Origin of the sequence: Pseudomonas sp. NGC7 (assembly GCF_047159675.1) — a bacterium.
GTDB classification, from domain to species: domain Bacteria; phylum Pseudomonadota; class Gammaproteobacteria; order Pseudomonadales; family Pseudomonadaceae; genus Aquipseudomonas; species Aquipseudomonas kermanshahensis.
This window is the reverse complement of sequence record NZ_BAAFZY010000001.1, coordinates 6,213,868-6,234,711: the sequence shown is the minus strand read 5'-3', so window position 1 is coordinate 6,234,711 and position 20,844 is coordinate 6,213,868. Positions and strand designations below refer to the sequence as shown.

General features: G+C 52.6%; 15 protein-coding genes. 11 read left to right on the top strand and 4 right to left on the bottom strand.

Annotated features, from left to right (window positions below):
* Window positions 1–179: 179 nt before the first annotated feature.
* A complete protein-coding gene (locus ACMCNM_RS27890) occupies window positions 180–4,469 on the top strand; it encodes an NACHT domain-containing protein (RefSeq protein WP_412765804.1) in 4,290 nt (1,429 codons plus the stop codon).
* Between the two features lie 489 nt (window positions 4,470–4,958).
* Here ACMCNM_RS27890 and ACMCNM_RS27885 read toward each other — a convergent pair whose 3' ends face one another.
* Complete coding sequence (locus ACMCNM_RS27885; RefSeq protein WP_286099860.1) at window positions 4,959–5,753, bottom strand: HNH endonuclease; 795 nt, start codon at window positions 5,751–5,753, stop codon at window positions 4,959–4,961.
* A gap of 134 nt (window positions 5,754–5,887) precedes the next feature.
* On the opposite strand from ACMCNM_RS27885, the gene ACMCNM_RS27880 reads away from it, so the two are divergent.
* Both ACMCNM_RS27880 and ACMCNM_RS27875 read left to right on the top strand, forming a co-directional pair.
* Window positions 5,888–7,492, top strand: a complete 1,605-nt coding sequence (locus tag ACMCNM_RS27880; RefSeq protein ID WP_276216588.1) for an ATP-dependent nuclease — start codon at window positions 5,888–5,890, stop codon at window positions 7,490–7,492.
* On the top strand, window positions 7,485–8,552 hold the full coding sequence (locus tag ACMCNM_RS27875) for a UvrD-helicase domain-containing protein (RefSeq protein WP_276216589.1): 1,068 nt from the start codon (window positions 7,485–7,487) through the stop codon (window positions 8,550–8,552). Before ACMCNM_RS27880 ends, ACMCNM_RS27875 begins: the two co-directional genes overlap by 8 nt.
* Window positions 8,553–8,613: 61 nt before the next feature.
* Here ACMCNM_RS27875 and ACMCNM_RS27870 read toward each other — a convergent pair whose 3' ends face one another.
* Entirely contained in the window at window positions 8,614–9,030 is a 417-nt protein-coding gene (locus ACMCNM_RS27870) for a DUF262 domain-containing protein (RefSeq protein ID WP_276216597.1), read from the bottom strand.
* Between the two features lie 282 nt (window positions 9,031–9,312).
* Here ACMCNM_RS27870 and ACMCNM_RS27865 point away from each other — a divergent pair, with 282 nt between their 5' ends.
* Window positions 9,313–9,669, top strand: coding sequence for a hypothetical protein (locus ACMCNM_RS27865; protein ID WP_276216590.1), 357 nt, complete (start codon window positions 9,313–9,315; stop codon window positions 9,667–9,669).
* Window positions 9,670–9,699: 30 nt separating this feature from the next.
* Here the strand turns inward: ACMCNM_RS27865 and ACMCNM_RS27860 are convergent, their stop codons facing one another.
* Window positions 9,700–9,945: a hypothetical protein gene (locus tag ACMCNM_RS27860; RefSeq protein WP_276216591.1), complete on the bottom strand. Its 246-nt coding sequence runs from the start codon at window positions 9,943–9,945 to the stop codon at window positions 9,700–9,702.
* Between the two features lie 280 nt (window positions 9,946–10,225).
* On the opposite strand from ACMCNM_RS27860, the gene ACMCNM_RS27855 reads away from it, so the two are divergent.
* Window positions 10,226–11,023: a hypothetical protein gene (locus ACMCNM_RS27855; protein WP_412765803.1), complete on the top strand. Its 798-nt coding sequence runs from the start codon at window positions 10,226–10,228 to the stop codon at window positions 11,021–11,023.
* Window positions 11,024–11,367: 344 nt separating this feature from the next.
* On the opposite strand, the gene ACMCNM_RS27850 is transcribed toward ACMCNM_RS27855, so the two are convergent.
* A complete protein-coding gene (locus ACMCNM_RS27850; protein WP_276216593.1) occupies window positions 11,368–12,054 on the bottom strand; it encodes a hypothetical protein in 687 nt (228 codons plus the stop codon).
* A gap of 1,878 nt (window positions 12,055–13,932) precedes the next feature.
* Here ACMCNM_RS27850 and ACMCNM_RS27845 point away from each other — a divergent pair.
* The 6 genes from ACMCNM_RS27845 to qatA all read left to right on the top strand — a co-directional run bounded on the left by ACMCNM_RS27845 (window position 13,933) and on the right by qatA (window position 20,839).
* The gene (locus ACMCNM_RS27845; protein ID WP_412765802.1) at window positions 13,933–15,726 is read left to right on the top strand and encodes a transposase; all 1,794 of its coding nucleotides are present in this window, start codon (window positions 13,933–13,935) and stop codon (window positions 15,724–15,726) included.
* Window positions 15,723–16,637 (top strand): TniB family NTP-binding protein, encoded by a 915-nt coding sequence (locus ACMCNM_RS27840; RefSeq protein ID WP_412765801.1) that lies wholly within the window; start codon window positions 15,723–15,725, stop codon window positions 16,635–16,637. The genes ACMCNM_RS27845 and ACMCNM_RS27840 overlap by 4 nt, the downstream gene beginning before the upstream one ends.
* Window positions 16,612–17,307, top strand: coding sequence for a hypothetical protein (locus ACMCNM_RS27835; protein WP_412765800.1), 696 nt, complete (start codon window positions 16,612–16,614; stop codon window positions 17,305–17,307). Before ACMCNM_RS27840 ends, ACMCNM_RS27835 begins: the two co-directional genes overlap by 26 nt.
* Window positions 17,308–17,323: 16 nt before the next feature.
* Window positions 17,324–18,310, top strand: coding sequence for a hypothetical protein (locus ACMCNM_RS27830; RefSeq protein WP_412765799.1), 987 nt, complete (start codon window positions 17,324–17,326; stop codon window positions 18,308–18,310).
* An 18-nt stretch (window positions 18,311–18,328) separates the two neighbouring features.
* On the top strand, window positions 18,329–18,739 hold the full coding sequence (locus ACMCNM_RS27825) for a hypothetical protein (protein ID WP_412765798.1): 411 nt from the start codon (window positions 18,329–18,331) through the stop codon (window positions 18,737–18,739).
* A gap of 141 nt (window positions 18,740–18,880) precedes the next feature.
* Entirely contained in the window at window positions 18,881–20,839 is a 1,959-nt protein-coding gene (gene qatA / locus ACMCNM_RS27820; protein ID WP_412765797.1) for a Qat anti-phage system ATPase QatA, read from the top strand.
* Window positions 20,840–20,844 lie beyond the last annotated feature (5 nt).

Genomic DNA, 20,844 nt, shown 5'->3' with positions numbered 1-20,844 from the left:
CGGTCTCCGACACGCCATTAGCGTACGCTGCGTTACCAAGGAAAGCGCGTAACCCCTATCGCAGGTGTAGTTGAGTCGACCAAGCTGGCTTAGCACCGATGCTGGCGCCAATTCAGGTAGGATGGCAGAGCCTCTGCAGCCCAGTTCGGGACTGCACCTGACCTGCTTGAGATCCACCTATGAACGGGCAATCGGACGCCTTCATTCAACTCAATCGTACCTTCTCGAAAATCGTTCTGGATTCAGACGTCAGCGACGACGCAGACCTAAATGCCAGGCATAGCAGAGCAGGAAATCTCCTTTGGCCTGACCTGTTAAATCATCATCGTGTGATTCTGCTATCCGAGGCAGGTTCAGGTAAGACCGAGGAGATCAGGAATGTCGCTCGTCAGCTCCGGAGCGCAGGAAAGCCAGCATTCTTCCTGCGAATAGAGCATGTCAAAGACTTCTTCGAGGGCGCATTCGAAGAAGGCACGCATGAAGAATTTATAAGCTGGAGCACCTCAGGAGCAGAGGGGTGGATCCTTCTGGATTCAGTTGATGAAGCGAAGCTGCGCAGCCCGCTCGACTTCGAACTGGCCATACGAAAGATTAGCTTGTTCGCAAGGAAGGCTGGAGACAACGCTCACATCGTTATCACCAGCAGGCTATCTGCCTGGCGTCCCAAAACTGATCTTGCACTGTGCCAAAGAGAGTTTCCGTTCGCGACAAGCTCCGATGAGCCAGCAGAAAGCACAGACGCCGCAAGTCCCTTCATGCTTGTCACCCTGGACGACATCCAGGGAGAGCAAATTGACACGTTCTTAAGAGCTAAGGGCGTTGAGGACGTGGATAGCTTCAAAGCTGCTATTGAGCGAACTGAAGCGAGCTCACTCACAACCCGTCCATTGGATTTCCTCGAGCTCGTCCTCTTCTGGAAATCTCACGGAAAAATTGGGTCTCGCTACGAGCTGATGCGCAGCAGCATTGAGCGGCGGCTTCAGGAGCATGATTCAAATAGATCACATGCCAAGCCGATTGCCCCAAATAAGCTCCGCAACGGTGCCAGACTGGTCGCTTTGGCTACTACGTTGGCCCAAACATCCGCTATTCGAATTCCAGATGGAAACCGAAACACCCGAGGGATGCCGTTAGATGGGATTCTCGGCGATTGGACTGAGACTGAATGCGAAGCGCTGCTCAGCCGGCCGATCTTCGATAAAGGAATCTATGGCACTACGCGCTTTCACCATCGCTCCGTCCGGGAGTACCTCACTGCTGAGTGGCTACACAATCAACTCCTGAACGAAGCCTCTCGCGTCAAAATCGAAGGCCTATTTTTCAAGACCCAGTATGGCCGTGAGGTCATAGAACCAACGATGCGACCTGTGTTGCCGTGGCTCGCCTTGCTTGATGAGCGCACTCGAGATCGAGCTATCCGGGTCGCTCCAGAGATTTTCTTCGAGGACGGTGATCCTAGACATCTCCCGAGCGACTCTAGGCGCGTAATTCTTCAGCAAGTGTGTAAGGCGCTGGCCCGACCTGCACATGATTGGACAGTCACTGAGCACACGGCCGTGCAGTTGTTCGCGCACACCGATCTCGCGGAAGTTATAAAAGAGCTTCTTGCCGAATACTGCGAGCACAGTCACATCGTTGCATTCCTGCTTGAGATGGTTGCCCAGGGCAAGATGGATGCCCTAGCTCCTGAAGCCAGGGAGTTCGCCCTTAACACCAAGGACGCCCGCGTCAAGGTGGCTGCGATCCGCGCTGTCAAAGAGGCAGGTTCCGCTGACGAGATCGCCAGCCTGAGAATTGAAATGCTGGCGCGAACCACCAAGTTCGTACGTGATTGTTTAGCAGAGCTGATAGAAGACCTGCCGATGGACGAGGTCTGGACACAGTGGCTTTTGGACTCTCTGGCACGCTCTGCACGTAAGCCAACCTACAGCAGCAGCGATGAGCTCGCTTTCGCGATCTCCGAGATCATAGACGCATGCCCAAAAGAGCTCCTCCACCTATTTCTTGAAGGCGTCGATGAGCTTTTTGACAAGGCTCCCGCAATTGACCGCGGGTACTGCGAAATCTCTAAACGTTTCTCCTGGCTGGCAGAACCTGCAGCTCAGGCCGCGCTGCGCCTGCTGAAAACCAACGATGCGAGGGCTATGGCACCGCGCGTGCTTTCTGTGCTGCGAAAGCTTTCTCGCCTAGACAGCTACAACGACCTTGCAGACAGGTGTGCGATCACTGAGGTGAGGGAAGTCGTGCCAACGTGGCCGGAGATGGATCATCAGCTGTTCTGGCATGATGTCGTCGAAACGCGCAATAGCGCGGACAAAGCTATCGCCGACACCTGGGATCTCGGCGGTTTCCAGCATCTTTGGACATACAATACCCAGAATTTCGAGTGTGCATGCGCTGACATTACCCAGAAGACAGAACTCGATGACCAACTCATGGCGTTGAGTCTGGCGTTTCACATCTACCAGCAAGCTGGCCGTCCAGCTACGTGGCTCAAGCAGCTTGAAACCTCATCCAAGGGTCGCCTGGAGCTTCATTCAAAGCTGAAGCAGCTCAGCGAACCTCAGCCCAGCGAGATGACCAAGTTTGAGCGTCGTCAAGCGGAGCTGAAGGAGAAGCAGGAACGTCAAGCTGCCAAGGAGCAAGCAGAGTGGGACGCTTGGAAGGAGCGTTTGGCCGGCAATCTTGCATGCTTGCTTGGCTCCACCACGCCAGGCGCTATCACCAAAGCCCAATATACCCTTGAGCGCAAGAAGCGCTCACTGGCTACAGGCACAGGCAGGAAGTCACAGGGTGACTGGGCTTCCCTTATTCCAGAGTTTGGAGAATCTGTCGCCAAGGCCTTCCGTGAAGGCGCTATCAGGTTTTGGAGGACTGCCCCTCAGAAATTGCCAAGTGAAGGAGGGCACGCCTTTGTACCATCAGAGACCGTGGCATTCGGGCTAACCGGGCTTGCGATAGAGGTCAGTGAACAGCCAAATCTTTTTTCGCAGATGCCCGCCGCCGAGGCTGAGACTGCGGCGCGCTTTGGCTTACTCGACCTCTACGGCTTTCCCTCCTGGCTATCTGACCTGTTCTCTCACCATTCTAAGGTTGTTGCGGCACTCGTCCTCCAAGAAATCGAAAGCGAACTCAGTGCAGCCCCAGGTGAGTCGCACCACCATTGCATACTAGAAAAGGTGCGAAGGGGTGGCACCTGGATGTTCGACCATATCGCCCCGTCACTCATCTTGCGGCTGGAGAAACCACTCGAAAGCGTCGCCGGACTTCAGCTGACGCTGAGCATCTTGAATGATTCGCTCATCGCTGATGACGTGATTTCGAGGTTGGCCAGTGTGATGACTCTCCCCAGTAGCGCGCCCGAGATCGCAGCCACATGGTTCGCTGCTTGGATCGGGACGCAGCCAATGGTTGCAATCCCGGCTCTAGAACAACATCTCGCAGCACTGGAATTCGATGAGGACAAGACAAGACTCGTGATGCTCTGCTTGACGGTTATCGCAGGCAACCGTCACGGAAGCCGATGCCGCCAACAGTACAAAACCCCTCACCATGCTGCGCATTTGTATCTACTGGCAAGCAAGTACATACGGGTTGAGGACGATATCGATCGCCTAGGAAAGGGCGTCTATTCACCTGGTCTGCGTGATGACGCTCAGGACGCAAGAAATGGACTCCTGAACATCATCCGGGACACTCCTGGCCGCGAAGCTTTCCTCGCACTCGAGAAGATTGCCCGGGAGCATCCAGCACAACGCCTTCGGGCATGGAGCGCGTTCTACACCGAGCAAAGAGCTACAGCTGATTCAAAATCCAAGCCTTGGGAGCCAGCGGATGTTGTCGACTTCCAGAACCGGCTTGAAAAGATACCGGCTAGCCACCGCGAGCTGTGGAACCTTGCGATTGACCGCCTTCAAGATTTGAAGCACGACTTGGAGAATGGTGACTCAAGCATCGCTGAGCTCCTGCTGCCAGCTAATCAAGAGAATTCGCTTCGAAAACACATCGGAAACTGGTGTAGAGAGCGGGCAGCAGGGCGCTACGTCATATCACAAGAGGAGCAGCTCGCAGACGACAAGCGTCCGGATTTCAGACTGCATAGCAGCCGATTTGATGGGCCCGTGCCCATTGAACTCAAGCTCGCGGATAAATGGCCTGGTTCGCGGTTGTTCGAACGCCTTGAGAATCAACTGGGTGGTGACTACCTGCGTGACTCACGGTCTAGCTGTGGGATCTTTCTCGTGGTCAATCAAGGAAGCCAAAAACACTGGGCGACTTCGAAGGGCCGACTAGCTTTTGACGATCTCGTCATTGCGCTGCAGGATGAATGGAAGTCCCTGGCTCCTAAATATCCCGGTGTTGCTGACATCAAGGTCATCGGAATTGACCTTACCAAGCGAGGAGGACAGGCAGCAGCCAAAGCCATCAAGGCCAACCAGGTGCAAGCCGGCCTGAGTGAGGAGGGGTAAAACCTTGGCCGATCTTATTGAAGTCGAGCGTCGATTCAGACGGCTACTTTGGGCTCTCTCCGATCTCCGCCCTGGCGACCCTAAAGCGGTAGTTGTCCTCCAGGAGCTGGATCTGGTCGAGCGCGACCTTTGCCACGTGTCCTTGTCCTGCAAACATCTCCTCGAACTGGTCACTAAATCTCCTCGATCCTCAGGCCGCTTGGTCGTTGACGAGCATACGATCCCGATGCCTTGGCGGGAGCGATTCGCCCAAGCGAGCATCGGGTCTACCCGAGTTGCCGCGGGCCCATACTTAGATGATTTGGAGAAATTCGTCGAGGAATGGGGGAGGGAGATGACTCTTCTTCAGGCACATCGGGATGCGGCCAGTTCCGACTGAGCTTTTGCACCTATTGCTGCAGCAGCCACCTGATGACGAGCCCACAGGCCCGGATTTGTAACGTAGTTTCTGGAATGTAACATCGGCAACGTTACATTCCGAAAATCGCGTTACAAACCATGAGGTCGGGCCGCTAGGGCAGAGCGCCGCTTTGCTTCAGCCAGGTGCTCTTTAAGCGTCTCAATGCTCATAACCTCGGATCCACGATGCACCACCGCATGGCAGTTCGGGCACAGCGGGATCAGATCCTTTATCGGATCAAGCTTGTACTCGGCGCCGATCGTACTCAGAGGAACGATGTGGTGGACATGGATGAGCCCCTCGGCAACCTCGCCATAAACCAGTCCGAAGTCGAATTCGCACGCAGCGCAAACCGCATTGTGGTGATCAATGCATGCGGCCCTAGCCTGAGCGCTACGCTCATAGGCATTAACCTTGACCTCTCGGACGGCGCCCTCAAGGTACAACTCGGGCTGACTGACCTCTTCAGGGAGTGCTGGAATCGGTGGCTCGTCGCACGCAAACCACTCGCCATCCTGCTTCAGTAGCCACTTACGAATGATGGAGCGCTCAAAGTCTTTGATCTTTGCAGGGCCCGCACCGTCCTCATCCTGGCGCTCATCTGAGTGTGTAATCTTGAACGTATAGAGTTCGTATCCTTCCTCGCCAACCAGCCTGAGATGCTCCACGCTCTGCGGGTAACCATGGTTACGACGCCCATTCTCGATTTCCCAATCCTCACTGAGGATGAGTGAACGACCGCCACTTATGTGGATATCCCATGCGCCAAAAATGATCTTGCGCTCCTGGTGATTCACAAACGACCAGCTCCAAGTCCAGTTCTTACACGTCGCTCCCAAGGATTCGATAAACGCTTTGCGGCTTGAGTAATGAGGAGTGGTCATGCGCAGATCCTGTGCGTGTATTGCCGGGGGGAGTGGGAGTGACGGTGTCGACAACGTTCGAGGTTCGCTTATAGCATCACGCCACACGGCCATCAAAGCGCCATGCAAAAGCACTTCGCCAAGGAACGTCGACTGTGATCACAAAAATTCGTATCCGTGGGTACCGCATCTACAAAGATTTCGAGCTCAAGCCCAATCCGGGCGTAAACATCCTGGTCGGTGACAATGACGCTGGGAAGTCGACATTGATGGAGGCCATTTCGCTGGCGCTGAACGGCCGGATAAGTGGGCGAGGGATCCTCGAAGAATTGAACCCACACTGGTTCAACACTCAAATGGTGGCTGAGTTTCTGGCACTCCGGAATGCAGGCAAGACACCCAAGCTCCCAGAGATTCTGATCGAGCTTTACCTGCAGGACATAGCTGATCTTCAGGTACTACTCGGTGCGGTGAATGCGGACGTGCCGACCAACGCGTGCCCGGGGGTATTCCTCTCCATTTTCCCGAACGAGGAATACCAGGACGAGCTGGATCAGTGGCTCAAGGATCCTTCACCCCTGCTGCCCGTTGAGTATTACACCTATGAATGGCGATCGTTTGCTGACAACGAGCTCACTCGGCGCCCGCGGGCGCTATCGGTGGCCACGATCGATTCTCGGACGGTTAAGTCCGCTGCTGGGGTTGACTACCACCTTCGACAAATCCTGAGCGATCATCTGGAGTCAGCCGAGAAGGCGCAAATCTCGCTGGACTATCGAGGCGTGAAAGCATCCATGACTGAAGGAGCGCTGGCGCCGGTGAACAAGCGGCTCGGGGGTCTCGGCGCTGCACTGCAGTCTGAGCCTATGGCGTTGGCAATGGATCAAACGTCCCGGACATCCTGGGATAGCGTGGTCACTCCTCACGTCGATGGTCTTCCGTTCGCGATGGCTGGCCAGGGGCAGCAAGCCGCAATCAAGATCTCCCTCGCGATGAAGCGGCACTCTTCAAGCGTGAAAATCGTGATGATCGAGGAGCCTGAAAACCACCTCTCACACACCAGCCTAACGACACTTCTCAACCGTGTCGAAGACCTGGCCACGGAGGAGCAGCAGCTTTTCATTTCAACTCACAACACCTACGTCTTGAATCGACTCGGCCTCAACGCGTTGCTACTACTCCACCGCAACAGCGCGGCCAAGATTACCGAGCTCGATCCGACAACGGTGAGTTATTTTCAAAAGCTCCCGGGCTACGACACCCTCCGCCTAGTGCTAGCGAAAAAGGTCGTCCTGGTTGAGGGGCCATCCGATGAGATCATCTTCGAACGTGTATATCAGGATCTCTACGGGGCTCGCCCGATGGCCCATGGCGTTGATGTCATCAGCATGCGCGGGTTGGCACTGGCTCGGTGCCTAGAACTTTGTGCTGCCATCAACAAGCCGGTCGCCGTCATGCGAGACAACGATGGCATTGATCCAAAAGAGCTGCGTGAACCAGTTGAGAAGTGGCTGGAAGCGAAGCGCAGAGATCTGTTCATCGGCGACGTTGCCCATGGCAAAACGCTAGAGCCGCAACTCATCACCGCCAACGGTGAGCCTCAGTTACGGAAGACGTTGGGCATCAAAGACTCAGCCGACTTGCTGACGTGGATGACACGCGAGAAAACGGAAGGGGCGATTCGGATTGCCGTGTCTGACGAAGCCCTCAGCCCACCTCCTTACATGAAGGCCGCAGCGGGGTTCATTCACGATGCCTAACCATCTGACACTCGCGGTCGCCGGCGGGAGAAAAACCCAGGGCCTCGTAGATCACTGCAAAGGACTGCCCAGTGATCGCCGCGTCCTTGTCGCCACGTTTACCCAGACAAATCAGCAGGAGCTTTCCCAACGTCTTCGAGCACAGGCTGGTGATCTACACAACATCGAGGTGCTGGGTTGGTACACGTTTTTGCTTCGCCACTTTGCGAAGCCGTTCCTGCCGGTGAAATTCCCAGGAGAACGGGTAGGGGGCTTTAATTTCGAAGGACGCCCCTACAGGTTCGCCCAGGGCAAGCAAAGGTTTATGGATGGAAGCAACCAGGTCTACGGCTGCGAGCTCGGCCGCCTGGCGCGCGAGCTAATGGTAGAAACACCTGCGCTGATTCGTCGCCTAGAGCACCTTTACGACGAAATTCTGATCGACGAGGTTCAGGATCTGAGTGGTTACGACTGGGAGATCATCCATGATCTGCTGCACTCTCGAATAGACGTACGCATGGTCGGTGATGTCCGCCAGGCAGTGCTGTCGACGAACCCGAGGGGGCAGAAGAATAAGCAGTATGGCTATGCCGGCGCTCTCGAATGGTTTCAGGAACGTGAGCAAGGAGGGCTGTTGAGTATCAATTACGCGACGGTCACCTATCGATGCCGGACGGAGATCGCAACGTTCTCTGACACCATTTTTGATGAGTCTTGGGGTTTTCCTGGCACAACCTCGGAGAACCACGAGGTCTCTGACCATGACGGTGTGTTCCTGGTGCACTCGAAGCACGTTGACCAATATGTAGAGCGGTACCGGCCGCAATGCCTTCGTGCCACAGTGGCATCGGGGAAGGAGTTCACCCTCGACTTCATGAATTTCAAGGTCTCTAAAGGCGCTACGTTCGAGCGTGTGCTAGTCGTGCCTACAGGGCCCATCGCAGCTTTCATCCAGAAGGAGACGTGCCTTGAAGCTATGTCTGCGGCCGCGTTCTACGTAGCAGCAACGCGTGCAAAACAGAGCCTGGCGATCGTGATCGATAAGCCGGGCAAGTCGACTCTGCCGGTCTGGGAGCCCTGACTATTTCAAGAGACAAATGGAAAGGGTGATGCCCATATCGGCGCCACCCTTAATAGACGGGCTACCTTGTAGCCCGCTGATCCTCAGTATGTGGCGTGCCGCCAAACGCTCTAAGATCGTAGGCCTGTCGCAGAGCAGCTTCATCGCTCGAGTGCACCCGAGCCTGAGCGAAAGGCATGTTCAGAAAACGCCGGCGCTCGACATTTCCGAGCTCCGACCAATACCTCACCTGGCCCGACTCATCTGGGACTCCAAACTCGCCAAGTAGGTAGTCCTCCAGGGCTGTCAGACGCTGCTGGCCGTCCAACAACACCTCGCTATTGATCGCAAACGCTCCAGTGCGATCGGCATACGCATACCAGTCATTGACCAGGTACGAACCAAGGTCTGCCCCCAACCAAATCGACGTAATGAACCTGACCTTCTGCTCGTCCGTCCATACAGCCGGCCGCTGCCAGGGGGCGAGGGGATGGCCCATAGCGAATCGTGTGGCCCATGGGTATTGAGCGCGTGCTTTGGCAGGGCCAGCAGTGAATTTCTCAAGGTTGGAGGCGAGCGTGTGCACCTGGTGCATGTAGAGCGTGGTTTCGAGCTGCTTTTGAGGCATACGAATGTAGTTAGAATCGTCGGCGCTGCTGAAAATCTGAAATGCTACGCAATGAGAGGACATTTGATCTTGAAAAACCTTAAATTAATTTAGGATCGCGCGTGGCGTGCCTCTAGACACTGACGCGCTTTTATTAAGGCCAAGTAAGATAGCATGGTTGCAGCAAAGAAAAACTCAAAGGCGGCAAGCTTGAAACATCCCAAAATAGGCACATTGATAAAAATGTTCTTTATACGGTACGTGAACCCACTTTACGTACCATATAAAGAACATCCAGAATGGGGCTATAGAATCCAAATTTATTTTTTCGACCCTAAAAAATTACTAACCATATATCAAAGTGAAGTCAGTGATAGGTTGGTGATTGCAGCACTTGAAAGCGGAGCGCGCAGGCCTCTGGCCGAAGGCGTGAGGATGGCAGCCCGTAGGGCCAAGACAGCTGCGCAGTGGCGGCTTGGTTCACAACAGCCGTCCCCGCAGGGGCACGCTAGAAAATGTGCTTGGAAATGAAGGGCAGGGCAGATGACAGTCAGAGCCAAATCAACCCTCAGGCCCCGTTTTAGAGCGTTTTCTGTGAGCCGGATCCACCAGATCTTTCACCGCTTCACGGCTGCGTAAAACCTGCTCACGGATTTCCTCGGGATCAATCGACATCCCGCCGCGGTCAGTGGCCTTCAAGGTTTTGAGCTGATTGAGTGCATCGATGAACTCGCGCTCACGCCTTATCTCGCCTTCCGGCCTATGATCCGGAAAGAGGAAGTCCCAGATACGAAACATGAAATTCATAACGCAGGTTGCCTCGTGGCTGAGTTGAGTGGTAGCTGATCTTAGATGATGAAAAACCCTGAAGCCAACTGTTGAGTAAAATGCTAAACCTCACTCCGCCCGTCGGCGACTGCGTACTTAGACCAACCTGTGTACTACGGTCAATCAAGGTTGCCTCACCTCAGCTCTGGTCGACTCAAAGAGGTTCTTCACCCATCACTTCCTTCCAGCATCTTGTGACTCAGCTGTCTTGCGACAGATAAAGCGACCAGCAGCAAAGACAGCGCCAGAGGATCATGAGATGGCCAACATACTCACCAATGCTGCTCGACACGCTAAAGTTGAACTGCTCGCTGCAGGCATTGAAGTAGGGCACGCGAAACTCCAGGAAGTCATGGCTGCGCTCCTTGGCTACCACACCTACAGGGCACTCAAACTCGAAGAGGATGATCAAGAGCTTGAGCAGCATCTGTCCGATGCAGAGTTCATCGTTCTTGACCAAGAGCTTGGCCAATGCCGTGCTGCTGAGCTGTTCGAGCTCCCAGGCGAGGTGTTGCCCAAGTGCATAGCGGCGCTAGAGGAATGCCTGCCAGCTCAGATTCTCCCAAGCGTGGTTGAGCTTCAGAAAACCAATGTGCTGTTGACCCATGAGAAAGCGGGCCGCTCTGGATTGGTCTTGAGGGGTGTGAAACCAGTCGAGGACATCACCGCGGTTCTTGACGTCACGCGAGTGGATCAGTTTGTTCGTAGTGATGACGGTTCAGCTGTTCGCCCTTGGGTAGCTGTCGTCGTCCACACTCCCTCCAGAACTGTCCTCGGAAGCGCTATTTCGTTGGCCGACGATCTAGGCCTTCTAGAGGTCAACGCTTTAGCCGACGCCCTTCGCTCGACTCTACATGTGGGCACCGACGAGAGTCGTGATTACCTGCCATACCACATCAGCAAGCTGCAGATTGATGGTTCCGTTAGGTCAAATGGGTTGATCCGGATGGCTATGATTGCAGGGGTCGATGTCACCTACCGCACCCGCCCATGGCAGGGGGATCGACTGAGCGGATCCTTCAGAAAGTCACGATGCCGGTCACAATCAAGGCCGTAGGCGAGGGTGGCATCAGGCTCGAGTTTGACTCTCATGGCCTTGAATGGCGTAAAGATGCAAGCCCGGCGGGCCGCGACGCCGGCGCAGCCGGTGGCACTGTTTACGATAGCCGTCCCCAACGGGGCACGCTATCTCAGATCGTCATCCTTTCTATGGGCTGGATCAACCAGGTGCTTCAGAGCCTCACGGCTCTCTAAAACTTCGTCGACGCTTGCGAAACCTTCATGCCACGATTGAGCGCTATCCGAGTCGATGACCTGCTTCCAATGAAAAATCTAGACTTTACAGGGGCAGGGCAGAAGCAATGAGGTAGCTATGAAGCTCCTTGCTGCAATCAGCGGTGCTTAGATCCGACGTGGCCGACCACGCCTCCTAGATCTGCGTATCAGTGTAAATGACAGCCCCATGAAAATATCTTTGCGGGCAAAAGCATCAGGATAGTCACAATTTTCGATCAATTGACATATTTCGTCACGAAACCCTGTCATCAGACTAAGCAGATAATAATATCCAAAGCCATGGTCGGATCCCGGGCGAGTAAATATATCAGCATCTGGCAATTCTTCCTCAAAAGGTAAGCACAGGTAGTCAGCATGCATCCTTAGGTAAACCTCCATCCTCCCATCTAACTTATAAATTTTTTCCGAAGCGAGGCCTGGATGATCAGTAAAGCGCCAAATATTGTCAGCCCCAATCTTAAATTGAGATAATTTTCCAGCACGCTCATAGCCACGACAGAGAGCTATAAGAGGGATGTCGGTGTAGCGCATGACTGCCATCGCGAACAAAATAATATTGTAATACCAATCAGAGCTTCGCAATTCTGCTGTTATTCCAAAAACCCAATCGAGTTCGTGTGGATGCAACCGCGGCAACCCAGCACTGTGCGCCCTCCGATCGGCTCTAGCGGGGCGTTTCCTTGGGATCGCGACGCGCAATTGCTCTATGGACTCTATCGATAAATTAGGGAGTACGCATGAGGTAGTTGAAGCAAGGAATTCAAAGAGCTCCAAAATCAAATTGCGCTCCATATCTAATCTACTCCAATGAGCTCCCTCTATAAAAGCTCCCTTCTTGGCTACACGCCTAAATGGCCGCCAAGCTTCATTAAGCTGCCACTCCGCATGTGAACATCTTCGGTCAAGCACAAAGCGGCTATGACTTGCTGAGGCAATCCATGAAGCATCTGGCGTTTCGAGGAAAGACAAACAGTTCTTTATATCCTCTGGCGCCCAACCGAATATTGACTTTCGGCAAACTATAAGGCTCCAATTCAGAATTCGCTCAAGAGACTCTGGGTAAACTTGCGGCCTATGGCCTTGCGGTGTGGCGGATGATATGTCTTTGAAGTGGCAGAACAATGATATTGCCTTATAAGACTCTATGGCATGGACATTATCTTCAAAGGACTCAAGCGCCGCCAATACATGCACGTTATCAGGCAAGCCGAGGTCACTAGATGAACCCCAGCCAAGCGGAGACAGCATTGGGATAGGTAACCGTAGGTTAGGCATGCGAATTCGCCAGTCCAAGCTAGACTGAAGAATTCAATACTAGCAGTGCTTCTGTAGGTCTGGCTGAATTTTAGTGGTTGATCACCGCCAGCCCATTCAGTTAAGTCAGGACGGCAGGAAATGGCGGAGGTGGAAGCTTCAGATCTAGCCCAGAGCGCTTATGGCAGGAAGACTGGAGTCCGGTTTTTAAGGCTATACAGAGAGCACGATTAGCGGGACAACCTTAAGCAGCAGTGGAGAATCTATGCGTAAGGGCCTGATTTCAGGGGATCCGGTTTTCAGTTGTGACGGGCACCGATTTATCGGAACGGGATAGGCCGTTGATTTTATTGACCAAAATCGACACTGCTAGCACTAGATTGGAAAACAGATTTCTGTTTTCCGATAAAAAGCTGCATTCCCGGCCATTTTCCACTCAACGACTGCACGGAACAGGTGCTAAGTCGAGCAGTTGTACGACAACCTTTAGCACCATCCAGTACTCAGCCACAGACCAAGCGCGAATGTCTTTAAGGGCTTTGTCGCGGCCCCGCCGCGAACTCCGATGTCAACGGCGGTTAGTCAGCGTTGGGAAACAGACTGGCAGTCTGCAATCCTCATCCAGAGGTTGAATTCAGCGCGTTCGCTCTTCTAGGCGCCTCCAATGGTTCGATAAGATCGTTACCCAACGAACCTAGGGAGCCGTTTGGTTGCATGCCAAGAATGCGTCCAGGCGGAATTGCATTCAATTCTGGAGCGAGGTTCAGGCCATAGCCCCAGGTACTCAGGTGCTATAAGAGTCGCGATTTAATAGACAAAAAATTCCATACTCTCCCCAGTTTTATAACCAGATCTGGGGGTAATCTAATCGTCGCTTTATTTATGTATTGCAATTTTCAATTTATAGTTAATTAAATTACTCGCTCACAAGTGATTGAGCTGGCAGGAAAAATAAATCGAAAAAATTACTAAATAAATCCCGATGCTCAAATTACAATTTAAGCATTATTCTGAATGGCAGTTTGTTGACGGCGTTGCGTTGATAAAAGTTGTTGTGGCCATCGGCGTTGTGAGCTAGCGTCTGTCACTAGTAACTGAAACGTATTCTTCTGATAGGTTTCAGTAGTCGACCACCAAAACGTAAGTCCTGCGTGATGACAGTGCATGTCCATGGAGACCTGGCCGACATACGGCTGCGGAACGTTTGGATGTAGGCGAGCTTCGGCCACTTACCAGCGGCAGCGATCACCTCAACCAAGATCATTCTGACGGTGGTGCAGAGTCATGGTTGCTAGAGGTCGCTTCACCATTTTAGTGAAGTAAAGTGATCGTGTTAATCACCAGTAGTAAGAGTCAATGGATATCGGAGGGTTGTTTGTTGCTACTACCAATTCGACATGACAGGTGATAACTAAAGTGAGTAAGGAAATTCAAACGGCCATAACAATTCATACTTCCAAGCCGGTTCGAGTTAAGGTTCCACCCCTGAAGATCCCACGGCCTTGGAAGCCAGCTAATGCTACCGTTACTCAATCCGCTGTACCTTATGAAGCTCTCGATGTGAGCGATGCAGAGTTACGGCTTGCGCGGAAGCGCGATGCGATATTTAAGCAACTGAGACTAGGCTTGATAGGTCAAGCCAAAGCCATGGAGCTTTTGGAGGTCAAAAAAAGCCAGTTCTACAATCTCTATCGGTCATTTTTACAGTCGACTAGCTATCTTGAGCTAACTAGAAAAAAGCGCGGAACCAAGCCAGGAAGCCATAAGCTAACGCCGGGCCAGCGCAGCGCGCTCGAACTCTCATATCAGGAGAATTACAAAGGGCCAGACGCATCATCAGCAAAAGTTTGGAAAGGAGCACAAGGGCTGGTGCCTGAAGGTGAGTTGCCGCCTAGCAAGTATCAATGCAGGAAGTTTGTGGCTGCAAAGCCGGAAAAAGAAAAATATTACAGAAAGTATGGCAAGGAGGCAGGTGATAACAAATATAAACCGACACCCAAGAAAAAGATTATGGAGCGTGTGCTTCAGCAAGTGCAGATGGATCACACCTTGGTTGACATACTTTTGGTCGATGAGTTTGACCGCAATGTTTTGGTAGGGCGTCCTTGGTTGACAATGATCATGTGCGCCCTAACAAGGGTGATACTTGGGATGTATCTGAGCTTTCGCCCCCCGAGCTTAATGACTGTGGCAAGCGCGCTAGCCTTTGCAGTCCAGGATAAGTCTGAATTCTTAGAGCTCTATGGAATCGATCCCAGTGCATATCCATTTTACGGCATCCCCTTTTCGATATACACGGATAACGCTGCTGAGTTCACGAGCTCTCGATTCATGGCAACGTGTAGGAGATGGGGGATGGATTGGGATCATCGTCCAGTCGACAAGAAGTGGTACGGCGGGTTGATCGAGCGCGTAATAGGAACGTTCATGGGGGAAGTACACTTCCTGCCCGGAACCACAGGTAGCAATGTGATTCAACGAGCGGGTTTAAACCCGGAGAATGATGCTAGGTACGACATAGTTCAATATGGGAAGTTCTTGCTAGATGAAGCGATTCTTTATCATGGGACGGTGCATGAAGGCTTGCAGAGCACTCCGCGCCAGGCGTGGTTCTATTATGATTCACAAGGGCTTCTAGATCATGAGAGGGTGATTAAGCCGGATCAAAAGAAGCGCTTTGAGATTGATTTTTTGGCGCCATCTTACAATCACACGATTCAATCATATGGGATGAATTTTGCGGGCAGAAGATTTCATAGTATCGAGCTTGACCCGTATATTGGTGCAACAGATGTGGAGATAAGGTATCAGCCTTATGACCTAGACTCAATCTGGGTTATGGTTCCTGGGAGGTTTATACATGTCCCGTGCACATATACCAAGAATCGACTGTCCAAAAATTGGGAGTCTTATAGCAGCCATAAAGCCTTGTCGAGTGCCCGCCACGTCGGTCATAGCGCGCCTGCAGGACTGATTGATGATGAGCATGGTTTAGCAGCGCAAGCAAGGCAGCGTGAACTAGCAGTTGAGGTTGAGACACAAACAAATAAAAAGCCCAGGCCGCCCAAAGATATCACCGCAAAAATGGAGCTGCTACCTACTCACCCAGCAGTCCGACCAGTAATTGGCCCACCACGTATCATTGAAAGTAGTCGAGGTGCGCCCGAGATTTTGCAGCCCACACTGATAATTGACAGGTTCAAAAAATGATCATGGACACACTCTCATCATACGAACACGTGTTACCAGAGCTTCGCCATAATCTCCAACTTTCTGCGACTGAGCGCATTGAGATCTGCAGGCATGATTTTTGGATCGACACACCAAAATTCGCTTTGATGTTTGAGTGTATTGACCACATGTTGTACACCCGCAATCAAATTCAATCGTCTTGCATCTTTATACACGGTGCGGGTGGGGATGGGAAATCAGCTGCGTGGCATCGGCTGAAATTTCTCAGCGCAAACTCTGACAGGAAAATGGTATTTGTCGAACTGACCGAGAATACCAATCGCTTCAAGTTACATGATCGTATTTTGGAGGCCTTTGGCATTGAGGTTGGTCGCCGTAGCACTGCTGACAAAGAAGAGCTAATCTTCAAATACATTAAGGCAAACAATATTTGTGCCATCGTCATTGATGAACTGAACGATGCGCTTCTACAACCTTACGCTCAGAAACGTACGCTTCTTTCACTTATGCGTAATTTGTCGGGCACTTTAAAGCTATGCGTAATTGCGTTTGGGAATACTGAGGCGTGTAGCGTCCTCATGCTGGATCGTATCATTGATCGGAGATTTGTGCAGTTTGCTATCAAGGACTGGGAGATGGGGCAGGACTTCGTTAATTTTATTGCAACCTACGAGGCACATCTTCCGCTTAAACTCAAATCCGACCTCTCAGAGGAAGAGCTTAGAACGCTAATCCATACCGACTCTTACGGCATCATGGATAACGTTGTCAAGATAATGAAATGTCTCGCCATGGATGCAATTGACTCGGGAGTCGAGCGCATTACGCTGGAGCAATTCCCTCGCTTGCATAACATTGCTATGCGATTTGGGTTCAACATACATATTCCAAAGAGTGATCGTAATGCAGAATTGTCTACTCAACAATAGGTTAACACCATGCCAGCAAGGTATTCATGATCTGGTCACAGATCGGTTGGCGCTGCCTGAACCCACCATCATAATAATAAATGCTGGTGAAGGTTCTGGACTTTCGACTTTGATGGAGAAGGTCGCAAGCTCTATGGGGGCTGCGTGTATACCTATCACGAGGCCGGCAATAACTGGCCGCAACCTGCTTGAGACGTTTTACTGTCAGTTGGGGCTGGGGGCTGAGGGTATCTCACACCGGGCACCTATTCCAGCATTTATATCCCCTCTTATAGAGATGCAACCGATCGTCGGAGTGCTTATTGAAGATGTAGATGACTTTGCTATAACTATCCCAATGAGGAAAATGGCTATAGGGCATTTGAGCAAGATTGCTTCAGCGTTACCGGGTATGAGCTTGATAATTTCTCAGACATTGTCCAGATGGGATCGCGACCGCAGTATTCATCACAAGGATATTGAGGGGTCTCAGAGACGCTATGAGTTTTATTTGCGTAGCTTTTCAGGTCTGTCGCAGTTCATTGATCACTTTCAATTCATCACCGCATCGCTTGGGTTGCACGACGTATCGAACCTTGAACTAACCCGGCTGTATGAAATCACAGGCGGCAATCTCGCTTCAGCCATGCAGCATCTTTGTCATCCGCTTTTGAAGCATAAGTGGAAATAAGGATTAGGCATATCAAATGAATGGCGCCATCCTCTCGGTCTCAAACGAGCTTTTTACATCCTGGTTGTACCGCCAAGGGGCAATACCCACCGATGCAGGTCGATCTATCGATGGTCTGTTGGAGATCTACCAATCTTGTATGCAGCGTGCTGATTTCGATCCTGACTTTTGTTTGCCGAGCGAGTTCAGCAATATCGCGCTTGAACGGCTTGGAGTTAGGGGTTCAGATCTTTCTATGTTCGCGCCCAAAAGTTCGTGGTTGATACCGCGCTATTATCGTGGGGCATTCTGCTACGAATGCTTCTGTGATCACATTCGGTCATTCAAGCTCCCAACAATGCTTACTGAGTGGTGTTCAGTTATTCAGACTGTTTGCCCTATACATATAGCTCCGCTACTCGACACGCCCGGAAAGCAAAGCTACAAACTTAATATGGCGGTGAAAATTTTTTCCTACTACCATGCCCAGACAAGTCCGGTGGAATTTCCCCATCGCTCTCTGACTCCCAAGGTGGTAGGCGCGTTGCTGTCAGTGCAGGCATTTATGTCCAGCGTTGAGATTAGTGCCTCGAGTGGCGGGAATAATTCTGAATGGCGTCTGATTCAGACTATAGTTCGAATATTCCTTTATCCCCGCTATGGGATTATTCATTCTTTGTTCCCTAGGCAATCGATTGGCATAGATGCTCGGCTTTTTCGATACAACCTAAATTTAGGGCCATTAGTGAGTTCGGTAGTGCGTAGACAGTTGGCAATACTTCTGACTGGCTTGATAATGGATGTTTTGGCAGAGGATGAGCGTCTAGCGGTGGAGGAGTATCTTCAATCATTTGACCGACGTCATTACTTTTTCGATAGCGCCGCCGGGCTAGGTCGATCGTCCAACGTATTTACTCCAGAGCATGGGAGCCAGCTCCTCACCCAATTGACTGAGCTCTCAACCAAAATTTTCAGCCCTTATCTGACAGAGTTTATTGCAGGATTTGGTGGCAGGGGGCGATAGTTATCATCTGGAGGAAATATGCTGCTGCAGTTCGTTACGCAGATTCGGCTCTGCATCCCAATTGCCGTCACCGAGGATGGCGCAGCTTTCGGGCCGCAAGCGGATGTTGGGATGTTCGTTTCATTCCCGTCGAGAAAAATACTGGCCTGGTTTCATGCGTCAGACCGGCTTAGGAGCAAGGTAGGTACTGTTAGGCTCATGCTGCCTGGGCCGTTACCTTCATGCTTGACCAAGTTTGGATGGATCAATGCTCATGGTCTGACCGAAACGCAGCGAACCGCTGATGTGGTCGACGCTTTGATGGACTTTTTCTACGACTATCCGGTTTCAGTGTATGGAAGCCAGGCAGTAGTGCGGTACATCGCCAGACCTGTCTTTGACTCGCTCATGAACAATGCTGTGGCTCGTTACAATCGATATCTCATGTAGAGCCTACGCCAAACTTCGGCTTATCAGGGCACCTGACCTAACTCTCCACGTGCAGATTCAAGCGCAGCTGCCGTTGGCGTTTGCTGGCCCATTGCCTGTATAACTGCACCCATCAGCAGATTGCAGGCGAGGGAAAGCGCAGTGTTTTTGAACGACCAGGAAACCGCAACGGACTTGCTGTACTACAGCGCGATCTCCAAAACGGTTGTGAAGCTCATCAAGGATACCCCTGATACCCCCATCACCATTGGTGTGCACGGGGACTGGGGTGCCGGTAAGTCCAGCGTCCTGCGCATGACCCAGGATGAGCTCAAAGCCAACGATCGTGTCTGCTGCATCTGGTTTAACGGCTGGACGTTTGAAGGGTTTGAAGACGCCAAAACGGTAGTCATCGAGACGATCGTCGATGAGCTGAAGCGAGCCAGGCCAAACTCAGCAAAAGTGAAAGCCGCTGCGGCCAAGGTGCTCAAGCGTGTTGATTGGCTGAAGGTTGCGCGCAAAGCCGGCGGCTTTGCGTTCACTGCCATGACCGGCATCCCCACCATGGATCAGTTGAAGGGGGTGTATGACCTGGTCACGTCCGTGGTCGCCAACCCAACGGATCATGTGAGCAAGGATGATCTGAAGGGGGCGGCCGAGAAGATCGGCGACTTCCTCAAGGAAGGCGGTGACGACTCCGAGAAGCTCCCTGAGCACATCCATAAATTCCGAGAGGAATTCAAAGAGCTGCTAGACGCCGCCGATATCGACCAGCTAGTTGTCATCGTGGACGACCTCGACCGGTGCCTGCCGAAAACGGCCATCGAAACGCTGGAAGCGATACGGCTGTTCCTGTTCGTTGAGCGCACCGCGTTCGTCATCGGTGCTGATGAAGCCATGATCGAATACGCGGTGCGTGAGCATTTCCCAGACCTCCCGCAAAGCTCGGGCCCGTCGAACTACGCCCGCAACTACCTCGAGAAACTCATCCAGGTACCGTTCCGCATCCCGGCGCTTGGCTTGGCCGAGACGCGTGTCTACATCACCTTGCTGCAGCTTGAGAATGCCCTGGGTGCCGATAACTCCAAGTTCCAAGCGTTGCTGGACATCGCCCGAGAGGACATGAAGCGGCCGTGGAAGAGCAAGGGGCTCGAGCGCAGCGTCGTGCAGGCGGCCATGGGCGGTACGCTGACCGAGGAGGTCAGCCAGGCGATCACAATCAGCGCTCATGTCACCAAGATCTTGAGCGAAGGCACGCGCGGCAACCCACGCCAGATCAAGCGATTCCTGAACTCCATGATGCTCCGCCAGGCGATCGCTGAAGCGCGTGGGTTTGGCAACGAGATCAGTCGGCCAATTCTGGCGAAGATCATGTTGGCTGAGCGCTTCTACAGCGATTTCTACGAGCAGATCGCGAGGCTCGCATCCTTGGCGCAGGACGGCGCACCAGAGGCTCTCGCCGGGCTTGAGAAGCGGGCGAGGGCTGCGCCTCAGGAAGTCGAGGATGATGAGCAGGAGACGGGTGAGCGAAAGGCTAAACCCAAGGTGGCCGTGGCTATCGGTGCTGAGCTTCAGCAATGGCTTAAAAGTGACTGGGCGCTCAACTGGGCACGGATCGACCCCACACTCGCCGGTGTTGATCTTAGGCCTTACGTCTTTGTCACTAGGGATAAGCGCAGCTCCCTCGCAGGCTTCGTAGCTACCAGTCAGCTTGAAGCGTTGGTAGAGATCCTGATGGGCCCACGTATGAAGTTGAAGAGCGCGCCTGTGCTCAACAGCATGCGCGAACTGTCCGCTCCTGATTCAGAAGAGGTCTTCGATGCGATCCGGGATCGTATCCTCCAGGGAGACATCTTCGATAAGCGCCCTCAGGGCATCGACGGTATGGTTGGCCTCGTCAAGGAACAGCCACGGCTACAAAACCGACTGCTCGAATTCATACGGGGACTACCTGTCGAGCGATTGGGTGGCTGGGCGGCGTCCTCTTTCAGCGAGTGCTTGGTTGAGCCAGCCGCAAAATCAGCGCTCCAGGCCGTTCAAGAACAGTGGGCCGCACAGGTCGAGAACAAAAAACTCAAAGTAGCCGCTGAGCAATTGTTGGATCTCGGCCCGAAACGCTAAGGAAT